At 41.3% G+C, this 20464-nt stretch carries 18 protein-coding genes; 6 read left to right on the top strand and 12 right to left on the bottom strand.

The features are described from left to right. Positions 1-23: 23 nt before the first annotated feature. From ABEQ24_RS11900 to ABEQ24_RS11920, 5 genes are all read right to left on the bottom strand, one after another. On the bottom strand, positions 24-788 hold the full coding sequence (locus ABEQ24_RS11900; protein ID WP_430007006.1) for a sugar phosphate isomerase/epimerase family protein: 765 nt from the start codon (positions 786-788) through the stop codon (positions 24-26). Positions 789-909: 121 nt separating this feature from the next. After that, positions 910-1920, bottom strand: coding sequence for a LacI family DNA-binding transcriptional regulator (locus ABEQ24_RS11905; RefSeq protein ID WP_430007007.1), 1011 nt, complete (start codon positions 1918-1920; stop codon positions 910-912). A gap of 503 nt (positions 1921-2423) precedes the next feature. Then, the gene (gene putP, locus ABEQ24_RS11910) at positions 2424-3893 is read right to left on the bottom strand and encodes a sodium/proline symporter PutP (protein ID WP_430007008.1); all 1470 of its coding nucleotides are present in this window, start codon (positions 3891-3893) and stop codon (positions 2424-2426) included. A 166-nt stretch (positions 3894-4059) separates the two neighbouring features. Beyond that, positions 4060-5601, bottom strand: a complete 1542-nt coding sequence (gene pruA / locus ABEQ24_RS11915) for an L-glutamate gamma-semialdehyde dehydrogenase (RefSeq protein WP_430007009.1) — start codon at positions 5599-5601, stop codon at positions 4060-4062. A 36-nt stretch (positions 5602-5637) separates the two neighbouring features. Next, on the bottom strand, positions 5638-6555 hold the full coding sequence (locus ABEQ24_RS11920; RefSeq protein ID WP_430007010.1) for a proline dehydrogenase family protein: 918 nt from the start codon (positions 6553-6555) through the stop codon (positions 5638-5640). Between the two features lie 374 nt (positions 6556-6929). Between ABEQ24_RS11920 and ABEQ24_RS11925 the strand changes: the two genes are divergently transcribed. From ABEQ24_RS11925 to ABEQ24_RS11935, 3 genes are all read left to right on the top strand, one after another. Continuing rightward, a complete protein-coding gene (locus tag ABEQ24_RS11925) occupies positions 6930-8402 on the top strand; it encodes a SulP family inorganic anion transporter (RefSeq protein WP_430007011.1) in 1473 nt (490 codons plus the stop codon). Positions 8403-8548: 146 nt separating this feature from the next. Next, on the top strand, positions 8549-9847 hold the full coding sequence (locus ABEQ24_RS11930) for an MFS transporter (RefSeq protein WP_430007012.1): 1299 nt from the start codon (positions 8549-8551) through the stop codon (positions 9845-9847). A 293-nt stretch (positions 9848-10140) separates the two neighbouring features. Next, positions 10141-11337: an oxalate decarboxylase family bicupin gene (locus tag ABEQ24_RS11935; protein ID WP_430007013.1), complete on the top strand. Its 1197-nt coding sequence runs from the start codon at positions 10141-10143 to the stop codon at positions 11335-11337. Positions 11338-11526: 189 nt separating this feature from the next. On the opposite strand, the gene ABEQ24_RS11940 is transcribed toward ABEQ24_RS11935, so the two are convergent. The 7 genes from ABEQ24_RS11940 to ABEQ24_RS11970 all read right to left on the bottom strand — a co-directional run bounded on the left by ABEQ24_RS11940 (position 11527) and on the right by ABEQ24_RS11970 (position 18314). Then, complete coding sequence (locus ABEQ24_RS11940; RefSeq protein WP_430007014.1) at positions 11527-13179, bottom strand: ribonuclease J; 1653 nt, start codon at positions 13177-13179, stop codon at positions 11527-11529. 171 nt (positions 13180-13350) lie between these two features. Then, on the bottom strand, positions 13351-13503 hold the full coding sequence (locus ABEQ24_RS11945) for a lmo0937 family membrane protein (RefSeq protein ID WP_223440000.1): 153 nt from the start codon (positions 13501-13503) through the stop codon (positions 13351-13353). Between the two features lie 90 nt (positions 13504-13593). Next, entirely contained in the window at positions 13594-14043 is a 450-nt protein-coding gene (locus ABEQ24_RS11950) for a FixH family protein (protein ID WP_430007015.1), read from the bottom strand. Between the two features lie 5 nt (positions 14044-14048). Beyond that, positions 14049-15461 (bottom strand): PepSY-associated TM helix domain-containing protein, encoded by a 1413-nt coding sequence (locus ABEQ24_RS11955; protein WP_430007016.1) that lies wholly within the window; start codon positions 15459-15461, stop codon positions 14049-14051. 13 nt (positions 15462-15474) lie between these two features. Next, positions 15475-15999, bottom strand: a complete 525-nt coding sequence (locus tag ABEQ24_RS11960; RefSeq protein ID WP_430007022.1) for an SCO family protein — start codon at positions 15997-15999, stop codon at positions 15475-15477. 242 nt (positions 16000-16241) lie between these two features. Next, positions 16242-17636 carry a sensor histidine kinase gene (locus ABEQ24_RS11965; protein ID WP_430007017.1) on the bottom strand — a complete coding sequence of 465 codons (1395 nt, stop codon included), beginning with the start codon at positions 17634-17636 and terminating at the stop codon, positions 16242-16244. Between the two features lie 3 nt (positions 17637-17639). After that, entirely contained in the window at positions 17640-18314 is a 675-nt protein-coding gene (locus ABEQ24_RS11970; RefSeq protein WP_430007018.1) for a response regulator transcription factor, read from the bottom strand. Between the two features lie 138 nt (positions 18315-18452). Between ABEQ24_RS11970 and crcB (ABEQ24_RS11975) the strand changes: the two genes are divergently transcribed. The 3 genes from crcB (ABEQ24_RS11975) to ABEQ24_RS11985 all read left to right on the top strand — a co-directional run bounded on the left by crcB (ABEQ24_RS11975) (position 18453) and on the right by ABEQ24_RS11985 (position 20363). Then, a complete protein-coding gene (gene crcB, locus ABEQ24_RS11975) occupies positions 18453-18851 on the top strand; it encodes a fluoride efflux transporter CrcB (RefSeq protein ID WP_430007019.1) in 399 nt (132 codons plus the stop codon). Then, positions 18845-19207, top strand: a complete 363-nt coding sequence (gene crcB / locus ABEQ24_RS11980) for a fluoride efflux transporter CrcB (protein WP_430007023.1) — start codon at positions 18845-18847, stop codon at positions 19205-19207. Before crcB (ABEQ24_RS11975) ends, crcB (ABEQ24_RS11980) begins: the two co-directional genes overlap by 7 nt. A gap of 67 nt (positions 19208-19274) precedes the next feature. After that, positions 19275-20363, top strand: coding sequence for a M42 family metallopeptidase (locus tag ABEQ24_RS11985; RefSeq protein WP_430007020.1), 1089 nt, complete (start codon positions 19275-19277; stop codon positions 20361-20363). Positions 20364-20464: the final 101 nt, after the last annotated feature.

A 20464-nucleotide genomic window follows, 5' to 3' on the forward strand; every position in this document is an offset into this window, starting at 1 on the left:
CCCTCTTTTCATATAAATGATGATTACGCAGTTATGTAGTTCTTGGTGAGGTATTGAAAACTGATCTCAATGCTTTCAAGCGGTGAACGTCTGCTTTGATCTTGCTCGACAATCCACCAATTCACTTTGGAGGATTCCCCTGTGTTTAAGATTGCTTCAAGATTTACACCGCCTGTTCCAAGTTCCGCGAAAAACTGATCTCCATCTGTGGTCATGTCTTTTAAATGAACAAGCGGGGTTCTTCCCTGATATTTTTCCAGCCACTTCACCGGATCCTCTCCTGCTTTTGTCAGCCAGTACACATCAAGCTCCGCTTTTACCCAATCATGATTTGTTTCATCTAGCAGCAGTTCCAGAGGCTTTTTGCCATCAGACAACGGCTGAAGTTCAAAATCATGATTATGATAAGCAAATGACAATCCTTCTTTATGACAAGTTTCGCCAACAGTATTAAGGATAGATATTAGCTCACGGTAATCCTGCTCACTTCTCCGCTCTGCCGGGAGGAATGGACAGACAATGTGTTTATTTCCGATTGCGTGCTGATATTCTATGACAGAACTCAATTCCATCTCCAATGTTGATAGGGGAATATGGCTTGATGCTGTCTTTAATCCGAAATCATCCAGCACCTTTTTCAGCTCTGATGCTCCCAGTCCGCCATATCCGGCGAATTCAACGCCTTCATATCCGATGCTGGCAACCTTTTTCAGCGTTCCGATAAAATCTTTTTCTGCTTCATTGCGCAGGGTATACATTTGCAGGGCTACAGGTATGCGTTTTGACATTTCAGCCTCTCCTCTTCTATAAATCTGGATTTATTAAATGTAATCGGTTACATTTTTCATCACCTTCAAAGCCTTTATTTCATAAGTATTTGAGTTTCATATAATGAAACCGATTACAATATTAATTATTTTTAAGTAGTTTCGCACCGCATGATTCACGAATAATCAATTCGTTCTCAAGTACATATTGCCTTTTTGTCATTTCAACTCCATTAATCTGCTCAAGCAGCAGTTCCATCGATTTTTTGCCCATCTCAAACATAGGCTGAGCAATTGTGGTTATACCCGGATCATAAATAGCTGAAAGCTTAATATTATCAAACCCTACAACTGCAAGATCCTCAGGAACCGAGAGTCCGTAATCTTTCGCAGCCTTTATCACGCCTGTTGCCATTTCATCATTTGCAGAAAACACAGCAGTCGGCGGATGTTCCAGCGCCAGCAGCTTGGTCATCTGGTTATAGCCGGATTCATAGGAGAAATCGCCTTCCTGAATCAGGATGTTGTCAACAGCCAAATCATTTTGCAAAAGTGCTTGACGATAGCCCTTCAGCCTGTCCTGACTCAAAAGCAGATGAAGCGGGCCTGTGATATGAGCGACCCTGGAGTGTCCAAGCTTTATGATATGCTCTGTTGCGGTTCTTGCGCTGCTCACGTTATCGATGGAAACGGTTGGAATGGCAATGCCTTCGAGGTAGTCCGCCGTAAGTACGACCGGGTACTGTCTCATCACTTCGCCTAAAACACCTTTGTCCATTCTGGCAGACAGCAAGATCATTCCATCCACCTGACGCTGTTTTAAATGATCAAGGTATTCATATTCTTTTTCTACCTGTTTATTTGTGTTTGCAAGCAGCACCCGGTACCCTTTCTCTCCTGCAGCATGCTCAATTCCGCCGAGAATATGGGAAAAAACAGTGTTCATGATATTTGGAACAACTACCAGAATCGTGTTGGTCTCACTTCTTCTGAAATGACGGGCCAAAATATTCGGCTGATAATTCAGCTGCTCAATAATTGCCAAAACCTTCTCCCGCGTATCCTTCTTCACTGTTTCCGGGTTTCTGAGCACTCTGGAAACCGTAGCCTTTGAAACATTTGCTTTTTCTGCAACATCGTTCATCTTTACCATTGATGCATCCCCTATACTACTAAAATTGAATCTATAAAATGTAACCGGTTTCATTGAGTATATCATAAGATGTCAGAATTAAAAGATTATTTATTGAAAAATATTAAAATAGACCGTATTTCCTAGATTTCACTTTAAAAACTTACTAGAGTTTAAGTGTGATAATAACGATTAAGACTGTTTTCGAATAGATTGTTGATTTTGAGTACCCTCTTTAAATTTGGTTATTGTGCAGAAAAGTAGAATCAAATTCATGCTTTGATTCCACGATTTTAGCTTTTGCACCGAAGAGTGGAATCAACCGCAAGCTATGATTCCACAATTTAAGTTTTTGCACCGAAAAGTGGAATCAACCATTCCCATTAATCTCCAGAAGAAGTCAAGTTCCTCTCGCTGCAAGGAACGGGCAACATTAAAACAACAATCTATGCGATAACAGCCTTAAAAAAGAGCAATAAAAAAACAGAAAGCTCCCGCAAAGGGTTCTTCCTGTTTTATAATACCTACTGCTTTAAAATTCTCTCAAATTCATCAAATTGCTCTTCCGCTTCTTTTGGAGGCTCAGGTGTCAGCAAGCTGACCGCAACAATAGCGATTAAGCTTAATCCAAATCCAGGGATCATTTCATAAAGAGTGTCTGACAATCCTGCCATCGACCAGAAGATAACGGTTGCCGCGCCGACGACCATCCCTGAAAGCGCTCCCCACTTCGTCATTCTTTTCCAGAAGAGACTCAGCAAAATCAGCGGTCCAAATGAAGAACCAAATCCAGCCCAGGCATAACCGACAAGTCCAAGGATTGTGTCGTTTTGCTCCCAAGAAAGAATAAGGGCAATGACCGAGATGAGCAGAACGGAGGTTCTGCCTAAAAAGACAAGTTCTTTATCTGAAGCAGAACGTCTGAAGAATGTTTTGTAAATATCCTCTGTTAAGGAACTCGCTGTTACAAGCAGCTGAGAAGAAATCGTGCTCATAATCGCTGCGAGAATAGCTGAGATCAAAAATCCTGTAATAAACGGATGAAACAGTACTTCTCCTAAAACGATGAAAACTGTTTCCGGATCATCAAGCTTCATCTCATTTTGTGAAAAATAAGTGATGCCGATAAATCCTGTAAGCATCGCACCGATACTTGAGAAAATCATCCATCCCATCCCGATATTTCGGGCTTTTTTGATTTCTTTTACAGAATTAATGGCCATAAAGCGGACAATGATATGCGGCTGGCCAAAATACCCGAGGCCCCATGCAAATAATGAAATAACTCCCAATAGGCTTGTTCCAGTAAAAATATTTAAAAGTGCCGGGTCAATTGAACGAGCTGTGTCAATCGAAGGACCAAACCCTCCAACATGGATAAGAGTCACAATAGGTACAAGAATCAAAGCAATAAACATGATGATTCCCTGAACAAAGTCAGTCCAGCTTACCGCCAGGAATCCGCCAAACAATGTATAGGCTACTACAACGCCGGTTAAAATCCATAATCCAGTATGATAATCAAGGCCGAATGTGCTTTGGAATAAAACACCGCCCGATACCATTCCAGATGAAACATAAAAAGTAAAGAATATTAAGATAACTAAAGCTGAAATAAGTCTCAGAATCCGTGATCCGTCAGCAAAGCGATTTTCAAGGAATGCCGGAATGGTGATGGAATTGTTCGCTACTTCTGTATACGTTCTTAATCTAGGAGCAACATAAAGCCAGTTGGCATAAGCGCCAAGCGTTAAACCGATGACGATCCATATAGAACTGAGTCCCGTTGCAAACATAGCGCCCGGCAGTCCCATTAAAAGCCATCCGCTCATATCTGCCGCACCGGCGCTTAACGCCGTAACAGCTGGTCCGAGACCGCGGTCTCCAAGCATGTAATCATTCAAATTAGACGTTCGTTTATAAGCAAAATACCCGATCAGGAGCATGCCTGCCATGTAAATGCCTATAGATGTAATCAATGCGTAGTCAATCATAGATGAACCCCTTCCCCGCCAATACCTCTATTTTTATAGCAGCGAATTTCACCAATTGCTGCGGAAAACCGCCTTTTTGAGCGAAATTAGCTTTTAAAAAGAGGAAGCAACCTGTTATGTTACTTCCCCCATCTATTAAACCCAATCTTTTCTATGAATCTGCAGATTAAAATGTTTCAGATGTTGTTTTAGCCTGCATGTGAAGCTGAAGGTAATCAGGACCGCCTGCTTTAGAATCTGTTCCTGACATGTTGAAGCCTCCGAATGGCTGGTAGCCTACGATTGCGCCAGTACATCCGCGGTTGAAGTAAAGGTTTCCTACATGGAAGTCTTCACGTGCTTTTTCCATGTTAGCGCGGTTTGTCGTAATAACCGCACCTGTTAAACCATACTCTGTGTTGTTTGCAATTTCAAGTGCTTCATCAAAGTCTTTCGCTTTTGCAAAAGCAACAACCGGTCCAAAGATTTCTTCCTGCATTAAGCGTGCTTTTGGATCTACATCTGCAACGATTGTCGGCTGAACGAAGTAGCCTTTAGAGCTGTCTCCTTCTCCGCCTGCAAGAATTCGCCCTTCTTCTTTTCCGATTTCTGCATAGCTCATGACTTTGTCAAAAGCAGCCTGATCAATAACCGGTCCCATGAAATGGTTTTCTGTCGGATTGCCGACTGTTAATTGTTTTGTTAATTCTACAGCGCGGTTCAATACTTGATCGTAAACATCTTCTACGATTACTGCACGTGAACAAGCAGAGCATTTTTGTCCTGAGAAGCCAAATGCTGATTTTACGATCGATTGAGCAGCAAGCTCAAGGTCAGCCTCTTTATCTACTACAATTGTATCTTTTCCGCCCATTTCAGCGATAACGCGCTTCAGCCAGATTTGTCCGTCGTTAAGCTGTGACGCACGGTTGAAGATGCGAAGGCCTACATCACGTGAACCTGTGAAAGAGATAAAACGTGTTTTTGGATGGTCAACAAGGTAGTCTCCAACTTCTGCACCGCTTCCTGGAACAAAGTTCAGAACGCCTGAAGGAAGTCCTGCTTCCATCATAACTTCTACAAATTTAGCTGCAACAATAGGTGTAGTTGAAGCCGGTTTTAATAGAATCGTGTTTCCAGTAACGATTGCAGCTACCGCTGTTCCTGCCATGATCGCAAACGGGAAGTTCCAAGGTGAAATGATGATGCCGACACCTAGTGGAATGTAGTCATAGCGGTTGTATTCTCCCGGACGGCTTTCAACAGGAACCCCGTCTTTAAGCTTCAGCATTTGACGGGCATAAAACTCAAGGAAGTCAATCGCTTCAGCTGTATCAGCATCAGCTTCATTCCAAGGCTTTCCTGCTTCTTTTGTTAAAAGAGCTGAAAACTCATGCTTGCGGCGGCGGATGATGGCTGCTGCTTTTACAAGAACATCTGCACGGATTTCAGGCTTTACTTTTTTCCAGCTTTCAAAAGCAGCAGAAGCTTCCTGCATCGCTTTTTCTGCATGGTCACGGCTTGCTTTTGACACGCGGCCGATTACTTCTTCTTTATCAGCAGGGTTATAAGACACGATTTTATCATCTGTCGTTACTTTTTCTGCACCGATGTATAAAGGATAATCCTGTCCTAAATAGCCTTCAACTTTTTGAAGAGCTTCCTGGTAGGCTTTTTTGTTGTCCTCGTTTGTGAAATCAGTAAATGGTTCGTGTTTGTATGGAATCATTAGAAATCGCTCCTTTAGAATAATTTAGTGTAATCCTTAACTTTTCACCATGCCTTTAAAGGCAAAAGCAATATTGGATGGCCGCTCGGCAAGTCTTCTCATGAAGTAGCCGTACCAGTCAAGACCATATGGTACATAGACGCGCATTTTGTACCCTTGTTTGACAAGGTCTAATTGCGTTTTGCTTCTCATTCCGTAAAGCATTTGGAATTCAAACATAGAGCTTGGAATGTTATGCTTTTTGGCGAGCATTTTTGTGTACTCGATGATCTGGTCATCATGAGAGGCGATAGCTGTATAGTTGCCGTTAAGCAGACTTTGTTCAATCAGCTTTTTATAGTTCTCATCAACATCTGCCTTTTCAGGAAAGGCCACCTCAGGTGACTCTTTATATGCGCCCTTTACGAGACGCAGAAACGGTTTATACTTGGCGAGATCGCTTAAATCTTTCTCTGTACGATATAAGTAAGCTTGTAAGACTGTGCTGATGCAGCTGTACTTTTCTTTAAACTGTTTGAAAATATCAAGAGTAGCCTGACAGCGCACTTCATCTTCCATGTCAATCGTCACCATGACATTGTGTTTTTGTGCTGTATCAAGGATTTTTGTCATATTTTCGATGACCAGCTTGTGATCAATATCAAGACCGAGGGATGTCATCTTTAATGATACTTGTGAATCAAGCTTTTCCCTGCTGATCATTTCGATTGTTTCGATGCATTCTGCCGTTCTCTCTCTTGTGACTTCCTCTGAATCTACGAATTCTCCAAGATGATCGACTGTTACCAGCAGGCCGCTTTCATTCAGCTGTTTAATAAATTTGATTGAACTTTGAAAATCCGTTCCGCCGATTATTTTTCCAGCTGCAAAACTGCCGCCGCGTTTCTTTGCAATATTATTAAGTAAGTTATTTTTGGATAAGAATAAGAAAAAATCTCTTGTAATCGCTTCCATCGTTAACGCACACCTCCTGTAGAAGTTGTAATCACAAGATAATCTTACTTTTTTTCGACAATTTTCACAACGTTCTAAAAATACAAGAATTAAGCGCTTTATTTGTTGTTTTTGGACAAAAGACAATCAATTTATGAAAATGATAGATTAATAAATTCCGTTTACATTTTTTACATAAAGATATAGCTGTATAGGCAATTTAGTACCTAATCGGACGAAAACAAGGGATATAAAGAGTAGTTTGCTAATGTACCCGCTTACTTCAAATTACTGTTTTTTCATAAAAGATGATATAATTTCCGGGTTAACAGCGGCCACGGCTTTCATGAGAGTTGAAAGTCACAACAAAATAAGATAAAAGAGGTGTTTTTTGATTGAACGCACAGACAATTAAACAAGAGTGGTTCGGCAATATCCGGGGAGATATTTTGTCGGGTATCGTCGTTGCTTTGGCTCTTATTCCAGAAGCAATTGCCTTCTCCATTATTGCAGGAGTTGACCCGATGGTCGGATTATACGCATCCTTCTGTATTGCTGTGGTAATTTCATTTGTAGGCGGCAGACCTGGAATGATTTCGGCAGCTACAGGAGCCATGGCATTGCTGATGGTGACGCTTGTTGCTGATCACGGCCTGCAATATTTACTGGCGGCAACCGTGCTTACAGGTGTCATTCAATTTGGTATGGGTGTATTAAAGCTCGGAAAAGTAATGAAATTCATTCCAAGATCGGTTATGGTTGGATTTGTAAATTCATTGGCTATTCTGATCTTTACGGCTCAGCTTCCGCATTTCGCTGGTGAAACGTGGATCATGTATGCTATGGTAGCAGGTGCTTTAGCTATTATCTATATCCTGCCTAGATTCACTGCAGCCGTTCCTTCTCCGCTGGTGGCAATCATTGTGATTTCCATTATTTCAGTTATGACAGGAGCAGGTGTAAGAACAGTTGGAGATATGGGCGAATTAACACAGGCACTGCCTTTCTTCTTGATCCCTGATATTCCATTAAACTTTGAAACTCTTCAGATCATTTTCCCTTACTCATTCGCTTTAGCCATTGTCGGATTATTGGAATCCCTGCTGACAGCGCAAATCGTGGATGACATGACAGATACGGAAAGCGATAAGAATAAAGAAGCAAAAGGCCAGGGTATTGCCAATATTATCAATGGTTTTTTTGGCGGTATGGCAGGCTGTGCGATGATCGGCCAGTCTGTTATTAATGTTAAATCCGGCGGAAGAGGCAGATTATCGACTTTTGTTGCCGGAGTATTCTTAATGGTGCTGATCTTATTGTTAAACGACCTGCTGATTCAAATTCCAATGGCAGCTCTTGTTGGAGTGATGATTATGGTATCAATTGGAACTTTTGACTGGTCTTCTTTAACAAAGCTGCATATTATGCCAAAAACAGACGCAGCGGTCATGATTGTAACAGTTGTAACAGTTGTTGCTACACATGATTTATCAAAAGGTGTGCTTGCAGGAGTCCTTTTAAGTGCGCTGTTCTTTGCAGCAAAAATTTCTAAAGTACATGTAGAAACACTTGTCAGCGAAAACAAATTAATGAAAACCTATAAAGTCAGCGGTCAGGTCTTTTTTGCATCAGTTGAAGATTTGCTTTCAACATTCAACTTCAAAGAAGAGATTGATACCATCACGATTGACTTAACCAATGCCCATCTTTGGGACGATTCAGCTGTAGGGGCAATTGATAAGATTATCCTTAAGTACAGACAAAATGGGACTGAGGTCAGAATAATGGGGCTGAACAAAGACAGTACCACCCTTTTAAATAAATTGGCCGTATATGACAAACCGAATACTAAAACAGCAAACCATTAATTCCTAAGAGATGCACATTCGTGCGTCTCTTCTTTTGTTTTACGGTGGCGTGAATCAAAAAGAATGATAAATAAAAAAGAGGAAACCTTAAACAGGAATTCCTTTTTTTACTTCCTTCCCAATGGGCTAAAAAGGCGGTGTCTGTTTTGAGCAAGTCTGAAAAAATAATCCGTCCTCTCGGCAAAAACACGAGATGGGCCATTTCTTCCCTGCTTAGCAGTCTGATTATTTTAAATTACTTTGACCGGGTTGCAGTTGCTGCAGCAGCACCAGAACTGCAGAAAGCTTTTTCTCTCAGTGCATTTGAAATGGGACTTGTTTTTACTATTTATAACTACGCTTATACTTTTATGCAGCTTCCTATTGGAGGGTTGCTTGATAAATGGGGAGTCGGCTGGGTTACAAGAATCGGCATGATCCTTTGGACGCTTTTAACCATCAGTATAGTGTTTGTTCAAGGAACCCTTCTCTTATATATTCTGCGTTTTTTTACCGGCATTACGAGCGCATCCGCTTTTCCTGCAGCAGCAAAAGCTACAGCCAACTGGTTCCCTTTTCATGAACGGGGATTCGCAAACGCTCTTTTTGATTCTTCAGCCAAACTGTCCAATGTAATTGGAGGACCGCTGACAGCTATTTTAATTACTCTTTATGATTGGAGAATTGCCTTTTTAACAATTGGAGTCATAAATGTAATTTTTACGATTATCTTCTGGAAATATTATGATGAACCGCGTTCTCATAAGAGCATTTCAAAAGAAGAAATCAATTACATTCAAAAATATGGGGATCTTTCTGATATGCCTTCCTATAAAGTTCTTCGCGTAATAAAAACCTTCTTTAAAAATCGAAAAGTATGGGGGCTCATGATCGGCTTCACAGGATATGGCTACACCTTTAATTTGCTTCTGCTCTGGCTTCCGACTTTTTTCAGAGAGCAGTTTAAACTTGATTTACTTTCCTCTTCCCTTTATACGGCCATTCCCTGGCTGATTGCCGCGATTTCAGGGATTATTGCAGGAGGCTGGCTGGTTGATTTTCTGATAGGAAACGGTCATGCTCCTAACAAAGTTTATAAAGGCATCATTGTCACCGGAATGACAGTCGGACTGACATTTATTGGATCTATTTTTACGGAAAATCCAATCATGTCCATGCTTTTTATTTCGATTGGCCTCGCAGGTATTTCTGCTGCTGCCCCGGTCGGATGGACGATTGCAGCAAAGCTTTCCCCTCCTGGTTCAACCTCTGTTCTCAGTTCAATGGTTAACTTTTCAAACAATTTATTCGGAGGAATCATTGCCACTTTCCTGACAGGGTACATCGTTGATAAGACAGGTTCATTTAACATGGCATTTGTTCTTGCTGCTGCTTTGGTAATTGGTTTGTTCTTTTACACAGTTGTTCTAGGCAAAATTGAACAAATTTCAATTGAGAATACATAAATAAAGCTGAAAATCTATCTTTTTATTACAGTTTAGAGGTGCATAAACCCAAATAAATACCGTGTTAGAGTCTGATTTAACCGCTAAATCAGACTCTTTACTTTTCGTTGATAAATAACCAATATTAGATCTCAGTAATTCGATTATTCATTTCATTACAACTAAAGGGAGCATTCCTTCATTAAGGGATGCCTCCTTTTTTTATCAATAGGCAAAGTAACCCTTTGAAGCCCAATTCATACACTACGATGAATGATTCTCACTTAATAATCCCATTAAAGAGGAGCATAATGATGGAAAAACGCACTATTAATCAAGCAGGCGAAAAAGTGCCACAACCAATCCGGAGTGACGGAGCAGGTGCGATTGACTCCGGACCGCGTAATATTATGCGGGATCTTCAAAATCCGAATATGCTTGTCCCGCCTATGACAGATGCTGGATTGGTTCCAAACTTAAAATTCTCATTCTCAGATACTTCTATGACATTAAATCACGGTGGATGGTCCCGGGAAATTACCGTCAGGGAACTTCCAGCAGCGACCACTCTTGCTGGAGTAAATATGAGCTTAACTGCCGGCGGGGTGCGTGAACTCCATTGGCATAAACAAGCAGAATGGTCTTATATGCTGTTAGGCCGGGCACGAATCACTGCGGTTGACCAGCAGGGCCGGAATTTTATTGCCGACGTTGGCCCAGGCGACCTTTGGTACTTTCCGCCTGGCATTCCACATTCGATTCAAGGGTTGGAACATTGTGAATTTCTGCTCGTCTTCGATGACGGGAACTTTTCCGATCTTTCCACTTTATCCATCTCCGATTGGTTTGCACATACGCCAAAAGATGTTTTATCGGCTAATTTCGGAGTACCGGAAAGTGCTTTTAACTCCATTCCTTCTGATCAGGTATATATTTATCAAGGGGAGGTACCAGGTTCACTTGAAAGTCAAGAAGTCCAGTCTCCCTATGGAGAAGTTCCTTTAACCTTCAAGCACGAGCTGTTAAAACAAACGCCCGTCAAAACACCGGGCGGCAGCGTGCGAATTGTGGACTCTGCTAACTTTCCCATTTCAAAAACAATTGCCGCAGCACTCGTTGAGATTGAGCCGGGTGCAATGAGAGAACTTCATTGGCATCCGAATAATGACGAATGGCAATATTACCTTACCGGGGAAGGAAGAATGACTGTATTTCTTGGAGAAGGAACAGCCCGTACATTTGATGTTAGAGCTGGAGATGTCGGATATGTCCCATTTGCTACTGGACACTATATCCAAAACACCGGAACCGAAACATTATGGTTCTTAGAAATATTCAAAAGCAACCGCTTTGAAGACGTGTCACTAAATCAATGGATGGCACTGACACCTAAAGAATTAATTAAGAGCAACTTAAATGTTGGAGCAGAATTGACTGATGCTCTGCGCAAGGAGAAATGGCCTGTTGTTAAATACCCAGGATTTTCCTATTATCCTAAAAACAATAGATAAGAGATTTAATAAACCTATAGCTTTAGAAAAATTTAGAAGCGATAGTCCATTCACTTGAAAAACGAGCCATTTTTCATAGCAAAAAACCACCGAAAATCGGTGGTTTTTTTATTTACCGTGATAAGTGATAAATGTGTGAACCATAAAACAGAATCCGTTAATATTTGTACAACGCTTTTAGCTTGCGGCCTACTTTTCCTTTTTCACATCAATCACCTTGACAACGACGATAGGCGATCTTTTAAGTCTTTTATAAATAAAGTCGGATATCACTGAATTTAAATGTTTCTCGATATCCCCTTCGACTTTATCTTCCCTGATGACAGCAGCGGCAAGTGCTTCTATTTCCATAATAAAGTCATTGGACTCTCTTAAGTAAACAAAGCCTCTTGAAATAATCTGCGGTTTGCGGATGATTTCTTCTCCGTTTTTAAAAATCAGAATCGATATGATTCCGCTGTCTGCAAGCTGCTTCCGCTCGCCAAGCAAGGATGTTCCTACATCACCGATTCCATTTCCATCAACATAGACAGAACGGGCAGGCACTTTCCCCGCCTGATACGCCTTGTCACTGGAAACATTCAATACATGCCCATTGTCTAAAATGAAAATGTCTTCTTCTGGAATAAAGCATTCCATTGCAAGCGTCTGATGCATTTTCTGCATGCGGTATTCCCCGTGAATCGGCACCAGGAATTTTGGGTTCAGCAGCTTCAGCATAAGCTTCAGCTCTTCCTGACCTCCATGCCCTGACGTATGAATGTCATAGAGCTTATTGTCAATCACGTCTGCTCCGGCTTTCATCAGCTTGTTGATAATTCTGTTTACACTTAGAACATTTCCCGGTATTGGGGAAGATGAAAAAATAATGGTATCGCCTTCCTCTATATGGATGTGGCGGTGTTTTCCTTCAGCAATCCTCGATAGAGCAGCAAAAGGTTCGCCTTGGCTGCCCGTACACAGAATAGTCAGTTCGTTGTTTTTATAAGAGCTGATTTCATCCGGATCAATAAATGTACCGCTTGGGGCTTCAATATAGCCGAGCTCAAGGCCGATAGATATCGCTCTTTCCATGCTTCTTCCAGTGTAAGCCACCTTCCTGCCGCAGGCTACAGATGCTTGAATGACCTGCTGAAGGCGGAACACATTTGATGCAAATAAGGCCACAATAATACGTCCGGACTGTCTTCTGACTAAATCCAGAATGTTTTGCCCGATCTTTTTTTCTGATACTGAAAAGCCGGGTACTTCACTGTTTGTGCTGTCTGACAGCAAGCAGAGCACACCTTCTTGTCCAACCCTTGCAACTCTTGATAAGTCCTGCTCAGGTCCTGCAGGTGTCAGGTCAAATTTAAAATCTCCTGTATGAACAATATTTCCAATTGGCGAATGAATGACCACGCCAAATGAATCCGGAATACTGTGAGTTGTCCGGAAGAACGTGACATCCAGGTTTTCCAGATTAATCGTGCTTTCTTCTGTAATTTCATGCAGGACTGCATCTCTGAGCAGGTTGTGCTCCTCAAGTTTGTTTCTGATAAAGCCCATTGCAAGTCTTCCTGCAAAAACAGGAACATTCAGCTTTTTCAATAAGAAAGGCACACCGCCAATATGGTCCTCATGTCCATGAGTGATAAAAAGTCCTTTTACTTTATGGGCATTTCTCACCAAGTATGTATAATCAGGGATGATGTAATCAACGCCTCTTAATTCTTCGTCAGGGAATTTGACTCCTGAATCGACAATTACAATCTCATCCTTATATTCGACGAGGTACATATTTTTCCCGATTTCACCCATTCCGCCAAGCGGAATAATCTTTACATTTTTCTCTATTGTCATATTTAGTCTCCTAGCACTGTTGATCACTTACAATTTCCGAGTCAGTATTTTTACAGCTATTATTTCATTGTATCATACCTTCTGCCTCGTGAAGGGCATTTATAAGACGGCATAAAAAAAGACTGGGACAAAAGCACGCATTGTGCCCTTATCCTCAGACTTCAGTACTGCTTAAACCCTCGTTTTGCGTCGTTTCACAAAAAAGTTATATAGGAATACAATCACTGCAAGAACAAGTAAAACGTGAATAATTCCGCCCACTACATTAAATACAAGACCAAGCACCCAGAATAAAAGTAAAAGTCCAATAATCGTCCATAACATCGCATTTTCCTTCTTTCTATCTTTATTTATTTTTTTAAAGATTATCTTCCCTCCATTTTTAAAAATTAAACTTTTGCATAGACGATTCTCTTAATGATGTTTTCCTGATGTGCCGGCTGATTTTTCTTTTTCAGCAGCTTTCAGCTCTTTTTTGGCCGCATTTCCTACGGTAAATTGCAGCTTTGGCATGACGTGCATATCCCGGGCGGTGACATGTGTTTGGATAAAATACACACCGTCAGCTTTGAAGCTGCTCTCGGTTTTGTAGATACCATTTTTATCATGCAGGGCTTCAAAGAAGACAGCCTTTTCTTTTTCATTCGCTTTCCATATTTCAAACATGACTTCATCCGCATCTTTAACAGCATCATTGCCCTGTGTCAGTTTTACTTGCAATTCAATTTTTTGATTAGAAGCAAGTGTTTCTGGCAGCTGGATGTCAGCTTCTACAATTTCAGGCGTTTCATTTTCATTGGCTGTACAGCCGGTTAAACAGAATATAAGAAGGATCATCCACGTATTAAATGATTTCCTAATCACGATTTTCATCCTATCCACGCTTTCAGCGGTTTGATTCTCACGATTACTAAGCGGTCCAGTAAATAGACAGCGATGATCGAAATTCCGACTAGCGGCATAATTGCCCCCAAAATCAGCATAATGAAGAAAACTCCCCTTGCAGCCTTGTTATTCTTTGACCCAGCGGGAGCTCCTGATTTCCCTTCAGGCTTTCTCTTACTCCACATAATGAAAGAACTGACAACCAAGCCGATCAATCCTAAACAAACAATCAACCCGATCACCTGATTGGCTAGCCCGAATAATGTGCCCTCATGCAGGGATATGCCAAGGGATATCCCTTTTGCCATGATCCCGTAGTCACTGAACCTCACGTCACTTAAGATAGTCCCGCTGTACTGATCTAGGTGCAATGTTGCATCATCTCTCGGATCGGGGTTTGATGCGGAAATGGTATAAACACCCTCCTCACCTTGAGGGAAGGAGATTGTATACGGCTTCGCAACTTTTTCATTTTTAGAAATAGCTTGAACATCCTCAAGCGAAATAGGGACATTTTTTGCACCGGCTGATGATGGAACTGGAAGATTTTCCGCTGCCCACGGCACCTCCTCTGCAACATCCCGCGTTTTGATGACAGACTCAGGCTTTTCACCCCAGCTATAGGCAAATGGCGGAGCTCCCGTATTTGTGGCTGTGGCCATCTTATTAATTTGCTCCCCCATAACCCCTGACCACGGAAGGCCTGTTGCAATTAACACCAAGATTGCAGCTGATAACCAAAAAGCAGGCACGGCATGCATATCTCGCCAAAACGTTCTGCCTTTTTTTGTGAACCTCGGTAAAATAGTTCCCCAGATGGAAGCTTTATTTCTTGGAAACCATATATATAATCCTGTGATCAAGAGGATTACCGCCCAGCAGGCTGCAAGTTCGACAAGTCTATTTGCGACTGTACCGCCGACAAGCATTTCACTGTGAAGCTTTTTAAAAATCTCCGTGAATTTTTCTTCTGCTTTTAAGCTTCCCTGAATGTCCCCGTTATAAGGATTTACAAATACGGCAATCATTTTTTCATCCTGCAGCAATCCAAGCTCTGACGTCCGCATCGGATCATCGTAAAATTTGATAGAGGTTACGGTTCCATCGGGATATTTCTCCTTAACATTTGAAACTTGAGCGGCCGTTGACAGTGTGCTTGATCCTTCTTCCTGGACAAAGTAAATATCCTTATATATGAAGTTTTCTATCTGCGGTTTAAAAAGGTAGACGCCTCCGCTGAATGCCAGAATAATCAAAAATGGCGAAAAGAATATTCCTGCATAAAAGTGCCACCTCCAGACAACTTGATAAATAGATGGTTTTGTTTTGTTTTTTGAAGGTTTTACTGGTGCTTGTTCTGTGTTTTCCCGTTGATCGTTTATCTCGCTTTTAATCATGTTCGTTCTCCTTTTACATTTGTTTCTTCACATCACCAATAAGTTTTTTGAAATGATTTCCATGTGTGAAGCTATAATCGTTTACAATTTCACCATTCTTGTTAATGAGGTAAAAATTTGTTCCATGTATCACTTGATCAGATTCTTCAGGTTTTTGAACAAGAGTCTGAAATTCATCTCTTGCAAATTTCTCTATCTCCCCCTGGGAATACCCCGTAAGCATATTCCAGTTTGAATCATCCTTTGTAAACTTTTGCATGAATGCTTTAAGCTTTTCCGGAGTATCCACAGATGGGTCTACGCTAATTGAAACCAGCTCCACAGGCAGCTCTTCTGCCTTCAATTCTTTCTGCAGGGCTGCCATGTTTGCCGTCATTGGCGGACAGACAGTTTCACAGCTTGTGAAAATAAAATCGGCAATCCATACCTTACCTTTTAAATCATCCGAGCCAAAAGCCTGTCCATTTTGGTTTGTATAGGTAAACGATTTCATTTGGTAGGGTCTTTCGTCATTAAATTGGCAGGCGCTTTGAATCACACAGCTGAGAATCAATACAAGCAGGGCTGTTTTTTTCAATGTTTCACCTCATTTTTTCATTTGATTACCTTAAGATTACATAATGATTGTGAAATTACTGTGAGGAAAGGATTGAGATTTTCAAACAAAATAAAGAAGAACAATTGCGCCAGAGGGCAATTACATTTTTCCTTCGGCCGGCAATTTAGAGGACTTATGCAACAACCAAAAACCGCCCGAAAAATTGGGCGGTTTTACATAAATTATAATAGGTCTGGAAGGATAACAATAACAGTGGTTCCATCGGAAGAACCGCTGGTGATTGAGAACTCTCCCCCGTGCAGCCTGACAATTTCTTTTACAATTGAGATGCCAAGACCCGTCCCGCCCGTCATTCGGCTTCTTGCTTTGTCAGTACGGAAAAAACGTTCTCCAATATGGGTGAGATCTTCTTCTGCTATTTCATTCCCCTTGTTATTTAAGCGGAAGAATAGCTGCCTGTTTTCTTCATTGAGGGTGATATTAATATGGCTTTCTTCTGAAGAATACTTAATCGCGTTGTCCAGAAGATTGTAAAAAACTTGCTGAAGACGTTTAGGGTCGCCTGTTACGATAAGATCTTCCTGAATATCCAGTTCAGTTTTCAGCTTTTTTTCACTGATACGGATATCAAATAATGCCAGCGTATCTAAAAACAGCTGAACAATGGCGATTGGTTCAACGTTTAGGGTATACATACTTTCCTGCAGGTGATCAAGGTCAATTAAATCGGTTATCAGCTTATTCAGGCGATTTGTTTCTCTTTCAATCGTCATCAAATAGTGATCCGCTTCTTCAGGCGACGTATACATTTGCCGGTTAAGAGCCTGACTGTACCCTCCAATATATGTGAGCGGCGTTCTCAGCTCATGTACAACATTAGCAAGAAACTCTTTTTTCCTCGCTTCCTGCTCCTCAAGCGACTGACTCATGGAATTGAATGCGTGAGCAAGCTGCCCTATTTCGTCATGATTGTTATGAACAAGCCGATTCGAGTAATTGCCCTTTGATACCTCTTTTGAAAATTCCTGAAAATCATTCAGAGGCTTAAAAAGCGATCGCCGAATCTGATTGACCGCTAAAAAGAGAATCATAAAAAACAGAGATCCGACAAGCAGAAGAATCGGCAGACTTCCTTCGAATACTTCTTGAAGATCTGCTAAAGGAACATAGATATAGATGAAACCAATAAGCTCTTTATCTCCCATAATCGGGAAGACGGCGCCAATGATTTCACGGTTAAATTCTTTTACATATCCATCCTTAACGATATAATCCCCATTTTTAAGGATTTCGCGGTCTTCACTTGTAATCAGAGCTTCATAGTTCACTTCATATGGAAAATACGAACGTAAATCTTCAATATCGTCCAGTACAATGACTTCATACTCAGACACGACATTGTACCAGTGAATTTTTTCAATGATTTCATCGCTTAAAGAGCCGTAATGATAATGGGCAGCTGTTCTCTCGCCCTGATAAATGACAGATTCTTTGATGCTGTTAAAGTATAGTTCTTTGTATAAAAAATGCAGAAAGAAAAAAGAGAATAAAATGCTGAATACAATGCAAATGCCGATCAGCATCAGTACTTTCTGGCTTAAGTTCAGACGTTTCAATCGTTACACCTCAAATTTATACCCGACACCCCATGCTGTTTGAATGAGATATGCATGATCTTTCAATTTCAATCTAAGTGTTTTAATATGAGTATCTACCGTTCGGCCGGTACCAATGTAATTTAATCCCCAAACCGATTCAAGAAGCTGTTCTCTCGTAAAGACGGTCCCTTTATTTCTCGCAAGCAGGGACAGAATCTCAAATTCTTTTAATGTTAAGGATAAAGGCTGATTTTTTATCATTGCTTTATAGCCTGATGCATCAAGAATAAGCGGACCAGCCGTAATCCGGTTACTTAAAATGTCGCTCTGCCTCACTCTTCTTAATACAGATTCGATTCTTGCAAGCAGTTCTCCCTGATGGAACGGTTTTACAATATAATCATCCCCTCCAAGTTTGAGGCCCTGGATTTTATCCCATTCCTCCCCTTTCGCAGATAAAAAAATAAGGGGGATGTGATGGTTTTTTTTCATTTCTTCTGCAAATGTAAAGCCGTCCATATAAGGCATCATAACGTCCGCAACTATTAAATCAGGCGCATCAATATTTATCCGTTCAAGAGCGTCCATGCCATTAGAAGCTTCAATGACTAAATAGCCCTCACTAATTAGAAATGTTTTGATCAGTGCTCTCATTGTTTCTTCATCATCAATGATCATAATAGTTATTGTGTTCACTATTCAAACCCCGCTTTAATGTTCTATATTAAAGTATAATCTTTATTTTATAATAATGATGTGAAGTTTTTATGAAACGGTGATCTTAAAGACAAAAATTGAGGTTTGGTTTTTCTTCTTAAATAGGAGGTTTACAAGATGAATTATCTTCTGATCGGAGCCGGAGGAGTGATTGGCAGTTTGCTCAGATATTCTTTAGGTGTGCTCACCCACCCTTGGCTCAGCAATGGTTTTCCTCTGGGAACCCTTCTTGCGAACCTGATCGGCTGCTTTATCCTCGGGTGGTTTACGACGGGTATTTTGAGGCTGAAGCTCTTTCAACCTCATGTTTTAGCCGGCCTTGGAACAGGGCTTGTCGGGTCCTTCACAACCTTTTCCACGTTCAGCGTTGAAACGGTGCTGCTGCTTCGGAGCGGTTCAATTCTCATGGCGTTTATCTATGTGATTCTTAGTCTTGCCGGCGGACTTTTTCTGTCATGGTATGGATACTCCCTTGGTCTCCGCATGTATAAGGAAAGAGGCGAGGCTGCATCATGAACTTATTATTAATTGCTGCTGGCGGGTGTTTAGGAGCCATTGCCCGTTTTATGATCAGCTCACGGCTGAATAACAAAAGTCAGACCGGATTTCCATCAGGCACACTCGCGGTCAATTTAGCCGGCTCTTTTCTGCTAGGGTGGATGACCGGTAAAGGGCTGTCTGAAAACTTATATTCCCTGCTCGGCATTGGCTTTATGGGAGCTTTCACAACGTTTTCCACCTTTAAGCTTGAGAATATCCAGCTTAGAGAAAAGAAAAATCATTCTGTCTTAATTAAATATCTCGTTTTCTCTTATACTGGCGGAATTTTGCTCGCATTTATCGGATTAATGATCGGAATGGGCAAACCGTGATTTCCGCATAAAATAAACAGCGTAAAATCTTCACATCCAAGACATCCTATAAATGGAGGGATGTATAGTGGAAAAAGACTTACAGCTGCTGAAACAATTAACCGAAACTGCAGGTCCATCAGGTTTTGAAGCACGGATTCATAAAGTTCTTGAAGAAAACATTAGTCAAATAACGCCAGAGATTTTAAAAGATCATCTTGGAAGCATCGTTGGAATTACGGGAAAAAAAGGCCCGAAAATCTTAATCGCCGGTCATATGGATGAAGTCGGCCTTATGGTAAAAGCCATCACGAATGACGGCTTTCTGAAATTCCAGACATTAGGCGGCTGGTGGGGGCATGTCATGCTTGCCCAGCGCGTAAAAGTCCTGACGAAAAATGGAGATTTAACTGGTGTCATAGGATCAAAGGCACCTCATGTTCTGTCCATTGAAGAACGAAAAAATGTTCTGAAGCCTGAAACGATGTTTATTGATATTGGAGCATCAAGCAAAGAAGAAGCAGAGAGTTTTGGAGTTCAGGTCGGAGACCCGATTGCGACGGTTTGTCCATTCGAAGTACTTCCAAATCCTAAGTTTCTGCTTGCGCGGAACTGGGATAACCGCGCAGGCTGCTATGTAGCGCTGAAAACATTAGAAAAAGTCGCTGCAGATAAAAAATCTTCAAATATCTTATATGCAGGCGCAACAGTTCAAGAAGAAGTGGGACTAAGAGGTGCCCAGACTTTAGTCAATAAAGTCAATCCGGATATTTCGTTTGCACTTGATGTTGGTGTAGCCGGAGATACACCAGGCATGAAAGATAAAGAAGGACACACAGAACTTGGGAAAGGTCCATTGCTCGGTTTTTTCGATGCAAGCATGATCCCGCATCCAAAACTCCGTGATTTCGTCGTCGGTGTGGCAAAAGAACTTTCAATTCCTTACCAAGTAGACATCATGCCTGGCGGAGGCACTGATGGAGGAAAATTCCACCTTGGTTATCAGGGTGTTCCTACTTTGGTTGTAAGCGTTCCGGCAAGATATATTCACAGCCATGTTTCAATCGTGCACAAGGACGATCTGGATCATTCAGTCGAGCTGCTCTATCAAGTCATCAAGCGGCTTGATGAAAAAACACTTAAGCTTATTACAGAAATGAATGGAAAAATTCATTAAAATTTATGAAGGCTGTTTTCTCATAGTGACGCTCGAACTTCAGCTTCCAGGGACGATTTCGTATTGCAAAATCAGGTTTGGTGCACAAACTTTGGCTTCGG

The sequence above is a fragment of the Metabacillus idriensis genome (genome assembly GCF_050483325.1).
In the GTDB taxonomy this organism is placed as follows: Bacteria; Bacillota; Bacilli; order Bacillales; family Bacillaceae; genus Bacillus_P; species Bacillus_P idriensis_A.